Genomic DNA, 17548 nt, shown 5'->3' with positions numbered 1-17548 from the left:
GGAAGCCGCCATGGACGGCCTGATGGAGGCCGTCGCGGGCAAGCGCGACGAGGTGGCCGAACTCGCGGCCGACCTGATCCGCATCCCGACCGTCAATCCCCCGGGCGAGAACTATCGCGACTGCGCCGAATTTCTCGGCGAGCGCCTCGGGAAGCGGGGATTCGAACTCAGCTACGTGCGCGCCGAGGGCACGCCGGGCGACAGCGACAGGTACCCGCGCTGGAACGTGGTGGCGCGGCGCGAGGGGGCGCGGCCCGGCCCGTGCGTGCATTTCAACTCCCACATCGACGTGGTCGAGGCGGGCGCGGGCTGGACGGTCGACCCCTTCGGCGGCGTCATCCGCGACGGCAAGGTCTACGGTCGCGGGGCCTGCGACATGAAGGGCGGCCTCGCCGCCTCGGTCATCGCCGTGGAGGCCTTCATCGAGCGCTTCCCGGACTTCCCCGGCGCCATCGAGATCTCCGGCACGGCGGACGAGGAGTCGGGCGGCTACGGCGGCGTCGCCTATCTCGCCAGACAGGGGTTCTTCTCGAAGCCGCGCGTCGACCACGTCATCATCCCCGAGCCCCTGAACAAGGACTGCATCTGCCTCGGCCATCGCGGCGTGTGGTGGGCGAAGATCGAGACCAGGGGGCGGATCGCCCACGGCTCCATGCCCTTCCTCGGCGACTGCGCCGTGCGTCACATGGGCGCCGTGCTCAATGCCTTCGAATGCGAGCTCATCCCCGCGCTCGCCGCGCGCCGGACGGCCATGCCCGTGATCCCGCCGGGGGCGCGCAGCTCGACGCTCAACATCAATTCCATCCACGGCGGCCAGGGGGAGGATTTCGACGGCCTGCCCGCGCCCTGCGTGCCGGACTCGGCGCGCATGGTCATCGACCGCCGCTTCCTCATGGAGGAATCGCTCGACGGGGTGAAGGCGGAGGTGCGCGGCGTGCTCGACCGTCTCGCCGAGACGCGCAAGGACTTCCGCTACGAGATCGAGGACCTGTTCGAGGTCCTGCCGACGATGACCGAGCGGGACGCGCCCGTGGTGCAGGCCGTGGCCGAGGGCATCCGCGAGGTCATGCGGCGCGAGCCGACCTACGTCGTCTCGCCGGGCACCTACGACCAGAAGCACGTCGACCGCATCGGCAAGCTCAAGAACTGCATCGCCTACGGCCCCGGCATCCTCGACCTCGCCCACCAGCCGGACGAATATGTCGGCATCGACGACATGGTCGATTCCGCCAAGGTGATGGCGCGGGCGCTGCACGGGCTGCTCGGGCTGTGACGCGGGCGCGGCACTGAAGGATCAAGGGAAGGATGCCGGGCGCGCCGGGACGGGCCCGGGAAGGCAGGCTCGGACAGGACAAGGGAGTGGGGTCGATGGCTCACCGGATCGCGAGGGTTCTGTCGCTGGCGCTCGTCGCCGGCATCGCCGGCTTCGCCGCGGGAGTGGCCAGTGCCGCGCCGCGCAAGGACGTGACCCTCGGCGTGCGGCTCGAGCCGCCGCATCTCGACCCGACGGCGGGCGCCGCCGCCGCCATCGGCGAGGTGGTCTATGCCAATGTCTTCGAGGGCCTGACGCGCATTGACCGCAACGGCGCGGTGAAGCCCGCGCTCGCCGAGCGCTGGGAGGTCTCGCCCGACGGCAGGACCTATACCTTCTTCCTGCGCAAGGGCGTGAAGTTCCACGACGGCACGGATTTCGACGCGAGCGACGTCAAGTTCACCCTCGACCGCGCCCGCGCCGCCGACAGCGTCAACCCGCAGAAGGGCCTGTTCGCACCCATCGAGGCGGTGGAGGTCGTCGATCCCGCGACGGTGAAGGTTGCGCTGAAGCAGCCGACGGGCCGCTTCCTCTTCGACATGGGCTGGGCGGCGGCCGTCATCGTCGCCCCCGAGAGCGCCGCCGACAACAGGACGAAGCCCGTCGGCACCGGCCCCTTCACGCTCGCCACCTGGGCGAAGGGCGATCGCATCGAGCTCGCCAGGAACCCGAACTACTGGGGCAGGCCCGCGGCCCTCGACAAGGCGACCTTCAAGATCATCGGCGATCCGACGGCCGCCTTCGCGGCGCTGATGGCGGGCGACGTCGATGCCTTCCCGATCTACCCGGCGCCCGAGAACGTCGACCAGTTCAAGGCCGACCCGCGCTTCAAGGTCGTCGTCGGCAACACCGAGGGCAAGACCATCCTCGCCATGAACAACGGCCGGGCGCCGTTCACCGACATCAGGGTGCGCCGCGCCCTCTCGCAGGCGGTGGACCGCAAGGCCGTGATCGACGGCGCCATGTACGGCTACGGCGCGCCCATCGGCTCGCATTTCGCGCCGCAGGACAAGGGTTACGTCGACCTCACCGGCCGCTATCCCCACGATCCGAAGGCGGCGCAGGCGCTGCTCAAGGAAGCGGGCGTCGCGGCGGGCACCAGGCTGCGCCTCGTCCTGCCGCCGCCGGACTACGCCCGCCGCGGCGGCGAGATCATCGCCGCGCAGCTGAGGAAGGTGGGCATCGAGGCCGAGCTCGTGCCCATGGAATGGGCGCAGTGGCTGTCGGAAGTGTTCAAGAACAGGAACTACGACCTGACCGTCATCAGCCACGTCGAGCCGCTGGACCTCGACATCTATGCACGCGAGTCCTACTACTTCGACTACAAGAACCCGGAATACAAGGCGCTCTACGACGAGCTCGCCGCCACCAGCGACGAAGGAAAGCGCATCGAGCTCCTGAAGAAGGCGCAGGAGAAGATCGCCGATGACGCCGTCAACGTCTTCCTCTTCCTCCTGCCCAAGATCGGCATCTGGAACGCCGAGCTGAAGGGCCTGTGGGAGAACGCGCCGATCCCGGTGAACGACCTCACCGAAGTGCGGTGGGGCGAGTGAGCGGGAGCGCGCGATGATGGGCGAGGCGTCGAAGCTTCCGGTCCGGGCTCCGTCGTCATCCCGATCGCGGGATCGCCAGGCCCTGCTGCCCGGCATGGTCGGGACGAGCCCGGCCATGACCGGCGATGGCGCCGGGCGCCCCGTGCCGCCGGATCGGCCGCGCCCGGCCGGCGGCAGCCTCTAGGACGATGGCCCTCATGCTCGCCTACGTCGGCCGCCGCCTTCTCTCCCTCGCCGTGACGCTCGCCATCGCCTCCGCGATCGTCTTCACGGTGATGGAGATCCTGCCCGGCGATCCCGCCGAGGTCATGCTCGGCACCAATGCGCGGCCGGACACGCTCGCGGCGCTCAGGGCGCAATACGGCCTCGACCGGCCGGCGCCCGAGCGCTACCTCGCCTGGGCGGGCGGCCTCCTGCAGGGCGACATGGGGCTGAGCTACACCTATTCGGTGCCGGTGACGCAGCTCGTCGCCGAGCGCATGTGGGTGAGCCTGCCGCTCGCCCTCATCGCGCTCACGCTCACCACGCTCATCGCCATTCCAGTCGGCGCGCTCGCGGCGGCCAAGCGCAACAGCGCCACCGACGTCGGCGTGATGACGGCGACGCAGGTCGGCATCGCCGTGCCGAACTTCTGGTTCGCCATGCTGCTCGTGCTCGTCTTCGCCATCACCCTGCGCTGGCTGCCGGCGGGCGGCTTTCCCGGCTGGAAGGCGGGGGCGTGGCCTGCGCTCAAGGCGCTCGTCCTGCCGGCGGTGGCGCTCGCCCTGCCGCAGGCCTCGATCCTTGCCCGCGTCATGCGCTCCTCGCTTCTCGACACGCTGGGCGAGGACTATGTGCGCACCGCCCGGGCCAAGGGGCTGACGCGCGCGCAGACGGTGCGCCGCCACGCCCTGCGCAACGCCCTCATCCCCGTGCTCACCATCATGGGCCTGCAGTTCTCCTTCCTGCTCGCCGGCACGATCATCATCGAGAACGTCTTCTTCCTGCCGGGGCTCGGCCGCCTCGTCTTCCAGGCCATCACCCAGCGCGACCTCATCGTCGTGAAGAGCGTCGTCATGCTCCTCGTCGCGAGCGTCGTCGTCGTCAATTTCCTGGTCGAGGTCGGCTATGCGGCGGTCGATCCGCGCCTGAGGAGGCGGGTATGACGCATCCCGCGGATATCGCACCGCGCGTGCCGCGCCCCTTCGTCGCCCGGGCGCTCGCCCACCCGAGCTTCCTCCTCGGCGGTGCAATCGCGCTCGTCGTCGCGGCCATGGCGCTCCTCTCCTTCGTCTGGACGCCGCACGAGGCGGGCGCGATCGAGATCGCCCGCAAGCTCCGCCCGCCTTCGACGGAGCACTGGTTCGGCACGGACCAGTTCGGCCGCGACGTGCTCTCCATGATCATGCGCGGTGCCGTCACCTCCATGGCCGTCTCCTTCGTCGCGGTCGGCATCGGCGTCGGCCTCGGCGTGCCGCTCGGCCTCCTCGCCGCGGCGCGGCGCGGCGTTCTGGGCGAGGCGGTGATGCGGGCGAACGATTTCGTCTTCGCCTTTCCGGCGCTCATCATCGCCATCATGCTGCGCGACGTCTTCGGCCCCGGCGCCGTCAATGCCATGGTCGCCATCGGCATCTTCAACGTGCCGGTCTTCGCCCGGCTCGCCTATGGCGCGGCGCTGCCCCTGTGGACGCGCGAATTCGTCATGGCCGCGCGCGTCGCGGGCAAGGGCGGGGCGCTCATCACGCTCGAGCACATCCTGCCCAACATGCTCAACCTCCTCATCGTCCAGGCGACGGTGCAGCTCTCCCTCGGCATCCTGGCGGAGGCGGCGCTGTCCTATGTCGGCCTCGGCGTGCAGCCGCCGCAGCCGAGCTGGGGGCGCATGCTCAACGAGGCGCAGACGCTCATGGCGCTCGCGCCGCGGCTCGCCCTCATCCCCGGCACGGCGATCGTGCTCACCGTGCTCGGCCTCAACCTGCTCGGCGACGGCCTGCGCGATCTCCTCGACCCGCGGCTCGCCCGGGAACGCTGAAGGGAAGGCCGGCGCATGGCGCTGCTCGACATCCGAAACCTCGATCTGAACATCTACGGCGTGCCCGTCCTCAGGGGCGTGTCGCTGTCGATCGCCGCCGGCGAGACGCTCGGGCTGGTCGGCGAGTCGGGCTCGGGCAAGTCGATGACGGCGCTCGCCACCATGCAGCTCCTGCCGCGCGGGGCGTCGGCGCGAGGCTCGATCCGCCTCGACGGGGAGGAGCTCATCGGCCGCGACGAGCGCGCCATGTGCGCGCTGCGCGGGCGCGACATCAGCATGGTCTTCCAGGAGCCGATGACGGCGTTGAACCCGCTGAAGACCGTGGGCGCGCAGGTGTCCGAGGTCTTCCGTCTGCATCTCGGCGCGCCCCGTGCCGAATGCGACGCCTGGGCGAGCCAGGTGCTGGAGCGCGTCGGCCTGCCGCCCGCGCGCTACGCGCCCGACCGCTATCCGCACGAGCTTTCGGGCGGGCAGCGCCAGCGCGTCGTCATCGCCATGGCGGTGGCGCTCAAGCCGAAACTCCTCATCGCCGACGAACCGACGACCGCCCTCGACGTCACCACCCAGGCGCAGATCCTGACGCTGATGCGCGCCCTCGTGGCCGAGGACGGCGCGAGCCTGCTCCTCATCACCCACGACCTCGCGGTCGTGGCGGAAACCGCCGACCGCGTCGCCGTCATGCGCCGCGGCGAGGTGGTGGAGGAGGGCGAGACGGCCGCCTTCTTCGGCGGCATGACGCATCCCTACTCGCGCGCGCTGCTCGAAGCCTCGACGCACGTGCCGCAGCGGCGGCCGCGGGTCGCGCCCGGGACGGTGCCCGGGACCGCGCCCGCCGCGCGGGAGGGCGGCCCCATCCTCGTCGCCGATGGGGTCGTGCGCGAGTACCGGGGACGGCGCGCGGGCTGGTTCAGGCCCGCCGGCTGCCACCGGGCGGTGGACGCCGTGACGCTGAGCGTCGCGCCGGGCGAGAGTGTCGGCCTCGTGGGCGAATCCGGCTGCGGCAAGTCGACGCTGGCGCGCACGCTGCTTGCGCTCGAGGCGCCGCAGGGCGGGCGCATCCTCTTCCGCGGGCGCGACGTGTCGTCCCTTGACGCCGCCGGCATCGCGAGGCTCCGCCGCGACGTCCAGGTGGTCTTCCAGGACCCTTACGGCTCCTTCGACCCGCGCCACAAGGCCGGGCGGCTGGTGGCCGAGCCCCTGCATCTTCTCAGGGGGGAGATCGACGCGGCCGAGCGCGACCGGCGCATCGCCCGCGTGCTCAGCGACGTCGGCCTGAGGCCGGAGGACGCGGAGAAGTATCCGCACGAGTTCTCCGGCGGCCAGCGCCAGCGCCTCGCCATCGCCAGGGCGCTGATCACGCGCCCGGCGCTCATCGTGCTCGACGAGCCGGTGTCGGCCCTCGACGTGTCGATCCGCGCCCAGGTGCTCGACCTGCTTGCCGAGCTGCAGGCGCGCCATGCCCTGGCCTATCTCTTCATCTCGCATGACCTCGCGGTGGTCCGCGCCATCACGGACCGCGTGCTCGTCATGCGCGCCGGCATCATCGTGGAACAGGGGCCGACGGCGGCCGTGCTCGATGCGCCGCAGCACGACTACACGCGCACGCTTGTCGCCGCCTCGCCGGATCTCGCCCGCGCGCTCGCCGAGCGGCGGACGCGAGCCATGCCGGCGGCGAACGGCAGAAGCGCGGACGCCGCGGTCCCCTCCGCCTGACGGCGCGGCCAGACAGGTGTGAAGGGCGGCGAGCCCGCCGATGCGCGCCGACATCCCGGCGACGGCCCGGAAGCGCCGGGATACGCCAGGAGAACGCCCCAAGGAGAACGCCCCAAGGAGAACGCCCATGGAGAACGCCCCATGACCATCCCCTTCGCGACCGATCGCGTCTTCATCGCCGGCGAATGGCGGCGGCCGCACGGCGGCGAGAGCCTCCTGCTCGTCAACCCGTCCGACGGTTCCGCGCTCGCCCGCATCGCCCGCGGCGGCGCGGCCGACATCGACGATGCGGTCGCCGCCGCGCACGAGGCCCGCAACGGCGCATGGGCGCGGCTCTCGGCGACCGAGCGCGGCCGCATCCTCACCCGCATGGGCAACCGCGTGCTCGAGGCGGCGGACGAGCTCGCCCGCCTCGAGGCGCTCGACGTGGGCAAGCCGCTGACGCAGGCAAAGGCCGATGCGGTGGCGCTCGCCCGCTATCTCGAGTTCTACGGCGGCGCGGCCGACAAGCTGCACGGCGAGACCATTCCCTATCAGGAGGGCTACACGGTCCTCACCCTGCGCGAGCCGCACGGCGTCACCGGTCATATCGTGCCGTGGAACTATCCGATGCAGATCATCGGCCGCTCCGTCGGCGCGGCGCTCGCCATGGGCAATGCCTGCGTGCTGAAGCCGGCGGAGGAGGCCTGCCTCACCGCGCTCGCCTTCGCCCGCATCGCCGACGAGGCCGGATTGCCGAAGGGCGCGCTCAATGTCGTGCCGGGGCTCGGCGATGAGGCGGGGGCGGCGCTCTCCGCCCATCGCGGCATCGAGCATATGTCCTTCACCGGCTCGGTCGGCACCGGGGTTCTCGTGCAGACCGCGGCGGCGAGGAACGCCGTGCCGGTGACGCTCGAGCTCGGCGGCAAGTCGCCCCAGATCGTCTTCGCCGACGCCGACCTCGATGCAGCGCTCCCCTTCCTTGTCAATGCCGGCATCCAGAACGCCGGCCAGACCTGCTCGGCCGCCTCGCGCATCCTCGTCGAGCGCGCGGTCTACGACACGGTCGTCGCCCGCATGGCGGAGCGCTACCGCGCCCTGAAGATCGGCCCGGCCATCGCCGATCTCGACGTCGGCCCCGTCGTCTCGGCGCGCCAGAAGGAGATCGTCGAGCGCTACATCGGCATCGCCAGGGCCGAGGGCCTGCCGATCGCGGCCGAGGGCGCCATCGTGGCCGATGCGCCGGCAGGCGGCTTCTACGTCCGGCCGACGCTCGTCGCCGGTCTGTCCAACGACCACAAGCTCGCGCAGGAGGAGATCTTCGGCCCCGTGCAGGTCGTCATCCCCTTCGACGGCGAGGACGAGGCGGTCGCCATCGCCAACGGCACGGATTTCGGCCTCGTCGCCGGCCTGTGGACGCGCGACGGCGGGCGGCAGCTGCGCATGGCGCGCGCCATCCGCACCGGCCAGGTCTTCGTCAACAACTACGGCGCCGGCGGCGGCGTGGAACTGCCCTTCGGCGGCGTCAAGCGCTCGGGCCACGGGCGCGAGAAGGGCTTCGAGGCCCTCTACGGCTTCTCGGTCCTGAAGACCGTGGCCATCCGGCACGGTTGATCGGGGCCGTTTCCCGGTCCCGCCCCTCCCGCGCGGGAGGGGCGGGACGAGGGATCCGGCATCGTGGGGCCGAACGCGGGGCAGGCGATGCACAAGGATGGCCGCGGGCGGGGCACGGAGGGCTACGCCGAGGAAGCCGACCGGCTGGCGATGCAGCACGAGAGCATCGCCTTCGCCGGCCTGCATCGCCCGTTCGAGCATCTCCTGCCGCGCCCGCCCGTCGACGTGCTCGACATCGGCGCCGGCACGGAGCGCTGCATGTTCGACGTCGCCCTGGCCGAGATCCGCAGGCTCGCCGCCGACCTCGGCCTGGGGGTCGAGCTCGGGCGCGGGCAAACCGACGCCCGGGGACGCGCCGACGTGACGTGGAGCTTCCTCGCCCTGCGGCGCTGACGGCTATCGCCGCCCGGGCGTCAGGCGGCGTTCGAGCCGCTCGAAGAGGAGGTCGGTGACGATGGCAAGGAGCCCGACCACGACGGCGCCCTGCACGACATAGGCGGTGTTGTTGCCGGACAGCCCCTCGATGATGGGCGAGCCGAGCGACAGGGCCCCCACGGTCGAGCCGACGGTTGCCGTGCCGATGTTGATGATCACCGAGGTGCGGATGCCCGCCATGATGACGGGCGCCGCGAGCGGCAGCTCCACTTCGAGGAGGCGGCGCAGGGGCGGGAAGCCCATGCCGCGCGCGGCCTCCCGTGCCGCGGGCGATACGGTCTCGAGCCCGGCGATGGTGTTGCCGAGGATCGGCAGCACGCCATAGAGCGTCAGCGCCACGAGGGTCGGCGCCGCGCCGTAGCCGATGAGCGGCACCGAGATCGCGAGCACGGCGACCGGCGGGAAGGTCTGGCCGATGGCGGCGATCGCCTGCACGATGGGCAGGAACTCGCGCCCGGCCCGGCGGGTGACGAACAGGCCCGCGGCGAGGCCGGCGACAACCGCCGCAAGGCTCGATGCTGCCACGAGCCCGATGTGCGAGACGGCGAGTGCAAGGAAGCTCGCGCGCGTGTAGACCGGCCGCGCGAGCTCGGGGAAGAGAGCGCGGAACAGCGGCTCCGTCGCCGGCATGAAGAGCACGAGCGCGACGAGCGCGAGCGCGAGCCAGACGAGCGGGCTCGCGAGCACGGCCGCCCGCCGCTGCCCTTCGGCAGGGGCGGTGGGCAGGATGCGGTCGGTCGTCCCTGCCGGCATGGCTCAGGCCCGGGCGAGATCGGCGAGATGCACGGCGCCGAGCGACCGGCCCGCCCCGTCGCGCACGGGCAGGGCGTCGCGGCGGCTCGCGATCATGAGCGACAGGGCCTCCTTGAGCGAGGCGTCGGGCGAGACGGGCGGGCCGGCGAGCGCCCCGTTCGGCCGCAGGCGGTCACGCACGCGCGTGACGCCGAGGAGCCGGAGGCCGAAATCGGCGCCGCCGACGAAGGTCCTGACGAAGTCGTTGGCCGGGCTGCGCAGGATGTCCGCCGGGCTGCCGCACTGCACGAGCCGCCCCTGGTCGAGGATGGCGATCTCGGTGCCGAGCCTGAGCGCCTCGTCCATGTCATGTGTCACGAAGACGATGGTCTTCTCCGTCGCCGCGTGGATGCGCGCGATCTCGCCCTGCAGCGCGTCGCGGGTGATGGGATCGAGCGCGCCGAAGGGCTCGTCCATCAGCACGATGCCCGGATCGGCGGCGAGCGCGCGCGCCACCCCGATGCGCTGCTGCTGTCCGCCGGAGAGCTCGTGCGGATATTTGCGGGCGACCTCCGCCGCATCGAGCTGCAGAAGGGCGATGAGCTCCGCGACGCGGGCGCGCACGCGCGCCTCGGGCCAGCGCAGCAGGCGCGGGACGGTGGCGATGTTGTCGGCCACCGTCCAGTGCGGGAAGAGGCCGATCGACTGGATGACGTAGCCCATGCCCCGGCGCAGCGCCTCGGCCGGCATGTCGCGGACGTTGCGGCCGTCGACGGCGATCGCGCCCGCATCGATGCCGACGAGCCGGTTGATCATCTTGAGCGTCGTCGACTTGCCGGAGCCCGATGGGCCGACGAGCACGAAGAAGGCGCCGCGCGCGACGGTGAGCGACAGATCGTCGACGACCGCCTTGTCGCCGTAGCGCTTCGTGACGCGGGTGAGCTCGATCATGCGCTCCTCCGGGTGAGGCCGAGCAGGAACTGGAAGCCGAGATCGGCGGCGAGCGCGAGCAGGATCGTCGCCAGCGCCCCGAGGAGCACGAGGTCGACGGCATTCTGGCCGAGCCCCTGGAAGACGAAGGTGCCGAGCCCGCCCGCGCCGATCAGCGCGGCGACGACGGCGAGCCCGATGGCCTGCACGGTGACGATGCGCAGGCCGGAGATGAGCACCGGCAGGGCGATGGGCACTTCGACGCCGAGGAGGATCTGGCCGGGCGTCAGCCCCATGCCGCGCGCCGCCTCGACGACGGCGGGGCTGACGCTGGCAAGTCCCGCCTGCGTGTTCCGCGCCACGGGCAGCAGCGAATAGAGCACGAGCGCGACGAGCGCGGGCGTCGCGCCGATGCCGCGCACGCCGAGGTCCTGCAGCGCCGGCACCGCCGCCGCGAGCCAGGAGAGCGGCCCGATCAGGAGACCGAAGAGCGCGATGGACGGGATCGTCTGCAACAGGTTGAGGGCGCCGAAGACGATGCCGCCCGTGCGCGGCCGGCGCTGCGCCGCAAGTCCGAGCGGCACGCCGACGGCGACCGCGACGAGCACGGCGCCCGCCACCAGCGCGACGTGGCGCAGGAGCTCGGCCAGGAACACCTCGCGGCGATTGGCATATTCCTTGGCGAGCGACAGCTCCGAGAGCTGGCCGGAGGCCGCCAGCGCCAGGGCCCCCGCGCCGACGAGCAGGATCGCGAGGGCGCGCAGCGCCATGCCCGCCGCGAGCCGCTGCAGGGCGTCGACGGCGGCGAGTGCCGCGGCGAAGAGCATGAGCCAGAAACCCGCGCCGAGCGAGGTACGCGCCGAGGGGGACGGCGCCGTCGCGGCGAGGCGGGTCGCCGCCTCTCCGGCGCCCGCGAGGAGGGCGAGGACGAGCCCCAGGCCCACGACGAGCGCGAGCCGGTCGCGGCCGCGGCCCGGCGGCGCGAGGGAGGCGGCGGCGAGCGCGAGCCACGCCGCCGCGACGACCCACAGGACCGGCGCCGAGACGGCGTCCCACAGGGCGACGGGCCGCCCCGACAGGAGACGGTTCGGCGCGAAACCGACGAAGCCGAAGGCGAGCGCCCCGACGACGCCGAGCGCGACGAGTGTGGCGAGCACGCGGTTGCGGATCATGGCCGGGCCATCCGCCGGCATTGCCGGCACCGGGAACACATGGGGAACCACGCGGCGGACCACGCGGCTGACCACATGGCTGACCACATGGCTGACCACCTGGCGCGCGCAGCACGGCCGGTGCGCGCCGGGCTGGGCCCGCGGGAGTTCGTCACGAACACGAGAACGATGCCGTCTCCTCTCAGTTCAGGAAGCCCTTCGCCTGCAGGTAGTCGCGCGCCACCGCCCTCGCATCCTGGCCCTCGACCTGGATCCTGGCGTTGAGGCCCTGCAGGGTCTCGAGCGTCAGGGAGGCGAACACCGGTTCGAGCAGGTCCCTGATCGCCGGGTTCTTCTCGATGACGGCGGCACGCACCAGCGGCGCCGGCTCGTAGACCACCTGGGCGCCCTTCGTATCCTCCATGACGACGAGGCCGACAGCGGCGAGCGCCCCGTCCGTGCCGTAGGCCATGGCGGCGTTGACGCCCGAGGTGCCTTCCGCCGCCGCCTTGATGGTGGCCGCGGTGTCGCCGCCCGAGAGCACGAGGAGCTGGTCGCTCGTGAGCTTGAAGCCGTAGGCCTTCTGGAAGGCGGGCAGGGCGGCCGCGCTCTCGACGAACTCGGCCGAGCCCGCGAGCTTGACCTTCCCGCCGCCGGCCACCCACTTGCCGAAGTCGTCGAGCGTCCTGAGCCTGTTCTGGCTGGCGACGTCCTTGCGCAGGGCGATGGCCCAGGTGTTGTTGGCGGGGGCCGGCTTGAGCCAGACGAGCTTGTTCCTCTCCATGTCGAGCGTCTTCGCCTTCTCGTAGGCCGTCCTGGCGTTCTTGAAGGCCGGGTCGTCCTCCATGCTGAAGAAGAAGGCGGCGTTGCCGGTATATTCCGGATAGACGTCGAGCTCGCCGGCGAGAATCGCCTGGCGCACGATCTTGGTCGGCCCGAGCTGCACCTTGCTCTCGACGGTGAAACCCGCCTTCTGCAGGAGAAGGACGATCATGTTGCCGAGGAGGGCGCCCTCGGTGTCGATCTTCGATCCGACGCGGATGGTGTCGGCGGCCTGGGCGCCACCGGCCGCAAGCGCAAGCCCGAACCCGGCGGCGGCGAGGAGGTGGATCAGTCGCTTCGTCATGGCTCTCATCCCGTCTGGACAGCCCGCGCGATCATACACCCTCGCCGTCCGCGGTCTGTCAGGAGTTCGTGAGGCCCCGGGGCGGAGGCCGACGGCCGACAAGCCGGATGAGCGCGAGCCGGGCGCCGACCCGGAGAGGTTCGCGCGGGACACGCCAACCGCGTGACAGTGGGAGGCTCGCGCGGGAACCCTCCCCGGTCATCCCGGGGCCGGCGCAGCCGGAGCCCGCGACCCGGAACCGATGCGCGTGAACCAGAAGGCGCTGCGGGCGCCGCGCGCTTGCTCGCACCGTTGTCGGTTCTGGGCCCCGGACAGCCGCTGCCGCGGCTTCCGGGGTGACGGTGGGAGGCCGGGTGCGCCCCGCGCCGACGCGGGAGGGGCCGCTCAGTCCTCGCCCGCGAGGTCGCGGCTCGCCCGCTCGATATGGCGCCGGAGGAGCGCCTCGGCGAAATCGACGTCGCCGTCGGCGAGCGCGTCGAGGATGGCGATGTGCTCGGCGCAGGCGTCGTGGATGCGGGCCGCGCTCAGCTTGTCGAAGTCGGCATATTCGGTCATGCGCCGCAGGTTGTTCTGCTGGCGCACCGCCTGCACGAGAAAGCGGTTGCGCGACCAGCCCACCAGCGTCTCGTGGAAGAGGGCGTTGACGCGGAACCAGTGGTCGCGACGGATGCTGGCGGGAGGGGCCCGCAGCACCGCCTCCTGCTGGGCGCGGACGTTGGCGAGCTGCTCGGGATCGACGCGAAAGCCCGGCTGCCGCAGGGCGCCGCATTCCACGACGAGGCGGAACTGGTAGCTCTCCGCCACCGCCTCGTCGGTGTCGAGGCTTTCGGTGAAGGCCCAGCCGTGGCCGCGCAGGCGCCGCGCCAGCCCCTCGGCGGCGAAGCGCATGAGCACCTTGCGCACCGCCCCGCGCGTCGCGCCGTAGCGCTCCGCGAGCTCCGCCTCCGACACCTCGTCGGCGAGCGCGCCGCCGGCCCGGTCCGCCATCACCCGCATGTAGAGATCCTCGATCTCCGAGGGCGGCGCGACCCCGTTCATCTCGTCCTCGCCGGATGGCAGGCGGGCGAGGACGAAGCCGCGCCCCGGCTCGTGGGCGAGGAGGCCGCGCCCGGCGAGCAGGGCGAGGGCCGCGCGCACGGGCGAGCGCGAGACGCCGAGCTTCTTCGCCAGCGCGACGTCCGACACACGCTCGCCCGGCGCCCATTGCTCCTCCGCGCTCAGCGCCACGATCTGGCGCGCGATCTCGGCCTGCAGGTTGCTGATGCCCGACACGGTCATGCGTTCCTTCGTCCGGCTGCGGTCCGTCACTCACACATAAGGCAGTTGACAGGGCAGGGAAGGCCTGTGAATGTGTTTTTTGACGAAACAAAAAACACACGCGAGGTTCAGTGCATCATGACCCCGGCTCCGTTCCCCTTCGTCTCGGTCTCCGGCTCGCCCTTCGAGCGCGGGCGGCAATACGGTGCAGCCGTGCCGGAGCGGGTCAAGCGCAGCGTGGAGCTCTACGGCGGCCAGCTTCAGAATCTCGGCTATGACGCGGCCGAGAAGTCGCGCCTCATCGGCGAGTTCGCCCGGGAGATCGAGGCCTTCGGCGCCCATTACGTCGAGGAGATGCGCGGCATCGCCGAGGGCGCCGGCGTCGCCTTCGAGGACGTCGTCATGATCAACGCCCGCACCGAGGTCATCGCCAGGGCGCGGCTCGAGAAGAACAGGCCCGAGGAGGACGAGCTCGACGACGGCTGCACCGGCGCCGTCATCCTGCCCGAGCGCAGCGCCACGGGCGAGCTCATCCACGGCCAGAACTGGGACTGGAAGGCCGAATGCGCCGAGACCGCCGTGGTGCTGCGCGTGCGCCGCGACGACGGGCCGGACTTCATGACCTTCGTCGAGGCCGGCGGCCTCGGCCGTTGCGGCATGAACGCGGCGGGTGTCGCGATCACCGCCAACTATCTGGAGTCCGAGCGCGACTACCGCCGCACCGGCGTGCCGCTCGCCGTCATCCGCCGCAAGGTGCTGGAGCAGGAGCATCTCGGCTTCGCCATGCGGGCCATCGCCACGACGCCGAAATCCTGCTCCAACAACATGATGGTCTCGACGGCGAAGGGCTTCGCCATCGACTTCGAATGCGCGCCCGACGAAGCCTTCCCGCTCTATCCCGAGGACGGGCTCATCGTGCACGCCAACCACTGGGTGAGCCCCGTGGCGCTCGCCAAGCTCAGGGACACGGGCATCCCGAGCGTGCCGGAGAGCTTCTATCGCGACTGGCGCGTGAAGAAGCTGCTCGACGAGGCGGGCCGCAAGCTCACCGTCGAGGACCTCAAGCGCGCCTTCTTCGACGATTTCCTCTCGCCCCACGCCGTCTGCCGGCCGCCGCGCCTCAACGCGAGCGGCAATCTCTCGGCGACGGTGGCGATGGTCGTCATGCAGCCGGCCTGGGGGGTGATGGAGGTGGCGCCCCTGCCGGCGCTCTGCCGCGCCTTCACCCGCTACAGCCTGACCGACGAGCCGGTGCTGCTCGCCGCCGCCGAATAGGGCGGCCGGGGCAGCGGAAACGTCTGACGGACAAGAGCAAGAACAGCTTCGCACTCCGGAGGGGAAAGTGATGACCAGACGCAGGACCTGGGCGGCGGCCGCCTTGCTGACCGGCGCAGCCCTCGTGGCGGGCGCCCCGGCCGAGGCCGCCTCCACGGTGAAGGTGGCGCTGAAGGCCGACATCCGCTCGATCAATCCGGGCGTCAACCGCGACGACAACACGGATGCGGTGATGCTGCACGTCGTCGAGGGCCTCGTGGCCTACGGCGAGGACGCGCTGGTCAAGCCGCTCCTCGCCGGGAGCGTCGACGTCTCGGCCGACGGGCTCACCTACACCTTCAAGTTGCGCAAGGGCGTGAGGTTCCACAACGGCGCCGAGCTCACGGCGGCCGACGTCCTGTGGAACTGGCAGCGCTACACGGACCCCAGGACCGACTGGCGCTGCCTGCCGGAGGTCGACGGCCGCAACGGCCTCAAGGTGCTGTCGGTCACCGCGCCGGACGAGCACACGGTCGTCATGACCATCAACAAGCCGAGCGCGCTCTTCCTCGACACGCTCGCCCGCACGGACTGCGCCATGACGGGCATCCTCCACAGGGATTCCCTCAATGCCGACGGCAGCTTCAAGGAACCGATCGGCACCGGCCCCTACCGGTTCGCCGAATGGAGGCGCGGCGAATATGTGCGTGTGACGCGCTTCGATGCCTACGCCAACCGCGGCGGCCCGCGCGACGGCTATACGGGTGGCAAGGCGCCCCTCGTCGAGGAGGTGCGCTTCGTCGTCATCCCGGATTCCTCCACCGCCAAGGCGGCGCTCCTGCGCGGCGACATCGACCTCATCCCGGACCTGGGCAACTCGGACGTGGCCGAGGTGAAGGCGAGCCCGAAGGTCAATGTCGACGTGTCCATCACCACGGGCCTCGTTACCCTGCTCATGCAGACGCGCGACCCGCTCCTCTCCAACGTCAAGCTGCGCCAGGCGATCGCCGCTGCCATCGACACGCCGCAGATCGTGGCGGCGGTGACGGACGGGCTCGGCAAGCCCAACAATTCCGTCGTGCCGACGCCCTCGGCCTACTACACGCCCGTGCAGGCCAAGGGTTACAGCTTCGATCCCGCCAGGGCGAAGAAGCTCGTGGCCGAGGCCGGCTACAAGGGCGAGCCCATCGTCATGCTCGCCAACAAGCGCTACCCGTCGAGCTTCGACTCGGCCGTGGTGGCGCAGGCCATGCTGCAGGCCGTCGGCCTCAACGTGACGATCGAGGTCCTGGAGTGGGCGACGCAGCTCGACCGCTACCAGAAGGGCAACTACCAGATGATGGCCTTCCCCTATTCGGGGCGGCTCGATCCGGCGCTGAGCTTCGAATCCGTCTCGGGCCCCAAGGACAAGCAGCCGCGCAAGGTGTGGGACAATACCTATGCCCAGGCGCTCATCGAGAAGGCCATGGTCATCTCCGACAGGGCCGAGCGGCAGAAGATCTTCGATGAACTGCACAGGCACTTCATCGCCGATGCGCCGATGATCATGCTCTACAACACGGTCACCGCCGCGGCCTTCTCCAGGCGCCTCGAGGGCTATGTCTCCGGCATCGCCGCCAAGCCGCGGCTGTGGGAGGTGCGGCTCGCCGACTGACGGCCGCGCCGGCGCCGGGGCGGCGCCTCGCCGGGCCCCGGTCCGCCGGCCTCAGGGATCGTCCTTGAGGATATGGGCGGCGACGAGGCGGGCGAGCTCCTCCGCATCGCGCGCCGCGAGCGCCGCGACCATGGCGTGATGGTCCCGGTCACTGCGCCGCAGGGCCTCGTGCGAGGGCCAGAAGGTGAGGGTGGAGCCGCGCGCGCGGTCGCGCAGGTTCCAGATCAGCTCCTCCAGAACGGGGTTGCCGCTCAGGCGGTACATGAGGTGATGGAAGTCGCTGTTGATCCGGCTCTGCTCGGCGCGCGTGCCCGTCTCGACCGCCGCGCCGAAGGCCCGCGCCAGATCGTCGAGGCGGGCGAGCGTCGCCGCGTCGATCCGCGCGACGATGGCCGGCACCGCCGCCGTCTCGATGAGCACGCGCACCTCGCGCAGGGCCTTGAGCGTCTCCACATCGATCTCGGCGACGCGGTGGCCGCGGTTCGGCACGTGCTCGATGGCCTTGCGCACGACGAGCTCGTTGAGCGCCGTGCGCACGTCGAAGCGCGTGGCGCGGAACTTCTCCTCGAGGTCGATCTGGCGCAGCCACTCGCCGGGGCGGAAGGCGCCGAGGCGGATGGCTTCGGCGATCTCGTCGGCGAGGGCGCGCCTGGTCTTGCGTCGGGCTGTGCTCATCGGGCCTCCCAGGCCGGTATCGCTGGAGCGCCCGCCGATTCAATTGAATCGGGAAGCGCATCCATCTCTTTGAGAACAGAGCATTTTCTCTGGTGCGGACCTTCGGTTCCCCGCCAGGCCGGCGTCCATTTCGGCGGAAGATGCTCTAGCGC

At 71.3% G+C, this 17548-nt stretch carries 15 protein-coding genes; 9 read left to right on the top strand and 6 right to left on the bottom strand.

Annotation, left to right across the window (positions count from 1 at the left end; all coding sequences use genetic code 11):
* The first annotated feature begins 10 nt into the window (after nt 1–10).
* From QNA08_RS12940 to QNA08_RS12910, 7 genes are all read left to right on the top strand, one after another.
* The gene (locus QNA08_RS12940) at nt 11–1273 is read left to right on the top strand and encodes an acetylornithine deacetylase/succinyl-diaminopimelate desuccinylase family protein (protein WP_422679917.1); all 1263 of its coding nucleotides are present in this window, start codon (nt 11–13) and stop codon (nt 1271–1273) included.
* Between the two features lie 95 nt (nt 1274–1368).
* A complete protein-coding gene (locus tag QNA08_RS12935; RefSeq protein WP_283741127.1) occupies nt 1369–2865 on the top strand; it encodes an ABC transporter substrate-binding protein in 1497 nt (498 codons plus the stop codon).
* Nucleotides 2866–3062: 197 nt separating this feature from the next.
* Complete coding sequence (locus QNA08_RS12930; RefSeq protein WP_283741126.1) at nt 3063–4010, top strand: ABC transporter permease; 948 nt, start codon at nt 3063–3065, stop codon at nt 4008–4010.
* The gene (locus tag QNA08_RS12925; RefSeq protein WP_283741125.1) at nt 4007–4876 is read left to right on the top strand and encodes an ABC transporter permease; all 870 of its coding nucleotides are present in this window, start codon (nt 4007–4009) and stop codon (nt 4874–4876) included. The genes QNA08_RS12930 and QNA08_RS12925 overlap by 4 nt, the downstream gene beginning before the upstream one ends.
* Before the next feature lie 15 nt (nt 4877–4891).
* Nucleotides 4892–6589 (top strand): ABC transporter ATP-binding protein, encoded by a 1698-nt coding sequence (locus QNA08_RS12920; RefSeq protein ID WP_283741124.1) that lies wholly within the window; start codon nt 4892–4894, stop codon nt 6587–6589.
* A gap of 141 nt (nt 6590–6730) precedes the next feature.
* Complete coding sequence (locus tag QNA08_RS12915; RefSeq protein WP_283741123.1) at nt 6731–8182, top strand: aldehyde dehydrogenase family protein; 1452 nt, start codon at nt 6731–6733, stop codon at nt 8180–8182.
* A 63-nt stretch (nt 8183–8245) separates the two neighbouring features.
* The gene (locus QNA08_RS12910; protein WP_283741122.1) at nt 8246–8575 is read left to right on the top strand and encodes a hypothetical protein; all 330 of its coding nucleotides are present in this window, start codon (nt 8246–8248) and stop codon (nt 8573–8575) included.
* A gap of 3 nt (nt 8576–8578) precedes the next feature.
* On the opposite strand, the gene QNA08_RS12905 is transcribed toward QNA08_RS12910, so the two are convergent.
* The 5 genes from QNA08_RS12905 to QNA08_RS12885 form a co-directional block, all read right to left on the bottom strand.
* Nucleotides 8579–9370: an ABC transporter permease gene (locus QNA08_RS12905; protein WP_283741121.1), complete on the bottom strand. Its 792-nt coding sequence runs from the start codon at nt 9368–9370 to the stop codon at nt 8579–8581.
* 3 nt (nt 9371–9373) lie between these two features.
* Entirely contained in the window at nt 9374–10300 is a 927-nt protein-coding gene (locus tag QNA08_RS12900; RefSeq protein WP_283741120.1) for an ABC transporter ATP-binding protein, read from the bottom strand.
* Entirely contained in the window at nt 10297–11451 is a 1155-nt protein-coding gene (locus tag QNA08_RS12895; RefSeq protein ID WP_283741119.1) for an ABC transporter permease, read from the bottom strand. Before QNA08_RS12895 ends, QNA08_RS12900 begins: the two co-directional genes overlap by 4 nt.
* 181 nt (nt 11452–11632) lie before the next feature.
* Complete coding sequence (osmF, locus tag QNA08_RS12890; protein WP_283741118.1) at nt 11633–12556, bottom strand: glycine betaine ABC transporter substrate-binding protein OsmF; 924 nt, start codon at nt 12554–12556, stop codon at nt 11633–11635.
* A gap of 384 nt (nt 12557–12940) precedes the next feature.
* Nucleotides 12941–13834, bottom strand: coding sequence for a GntR family transcriptional regulator (locus tag QNA08_RS12885; RefSeq protein WP_283741117.1), 894 nt, complete (start codon nt 13832–13834; stop codon nt 12941–12943).
* Between the two features lie 117 nt (nt 13835–13951).
* On the opposite strand from QNA08_RS12885, the gene QNA08_RS12880 reads away from it, so the two are divergent.
* Nucleotides 13952–15088 (top strand): C45 family autoproteolytic acyltransferase/hydrolase, encoded by a 1137-nt coding sequence (locus QNA08_RS12880; protein ID WP_283741116.1) that lies wholly within the window; start codon nt 13952–13954, stop codon nt 15086–15088.
* 70 nt (nt 15089–15158) lie between these two features.
* A complete protein-coding gene (locus QNA08_RS12875; protein ID WP_283741115.1) occupies nt 15159–16721 on the top strand; it encodes an ABC transporter substrate-binding protein in 1563 nt (520 codons plus the stop codon).
* Between the two features lie 51 nt (nt 16722–16772).
* Here the strand turns inward: QNA08_RS12875 and QNA08_RS12870 are convergent, their stop codons facing one another.
* On the bottom strand, nt 16773–17396 hold the full coding sequence (locus tag QNA08_RS12870) for a GntR family transcriptional regulator (protein ID WP_283741114.1): 624 nt from the start codon (nt 17394–17396) through the stop codon (nt 16773–16775).
* Nucleotides 17397–17548: the final 152 nt, after the last annotated feature.

Source organism: Chelatococcus albus (assembly GCF_030067675.1).
Taxonomy (GTDB): Bacteria; Pseudomonadota; Alphaproteobacteria; order Rhizobiales; family Beijerinckiaceae; genus Chelatococcus_A; species Chelatococcus_A albus.
Note: the sequence above shows the minus strand (reverse complement) of the source record. Positions and strands in the feature narration are given on the sequence as shown.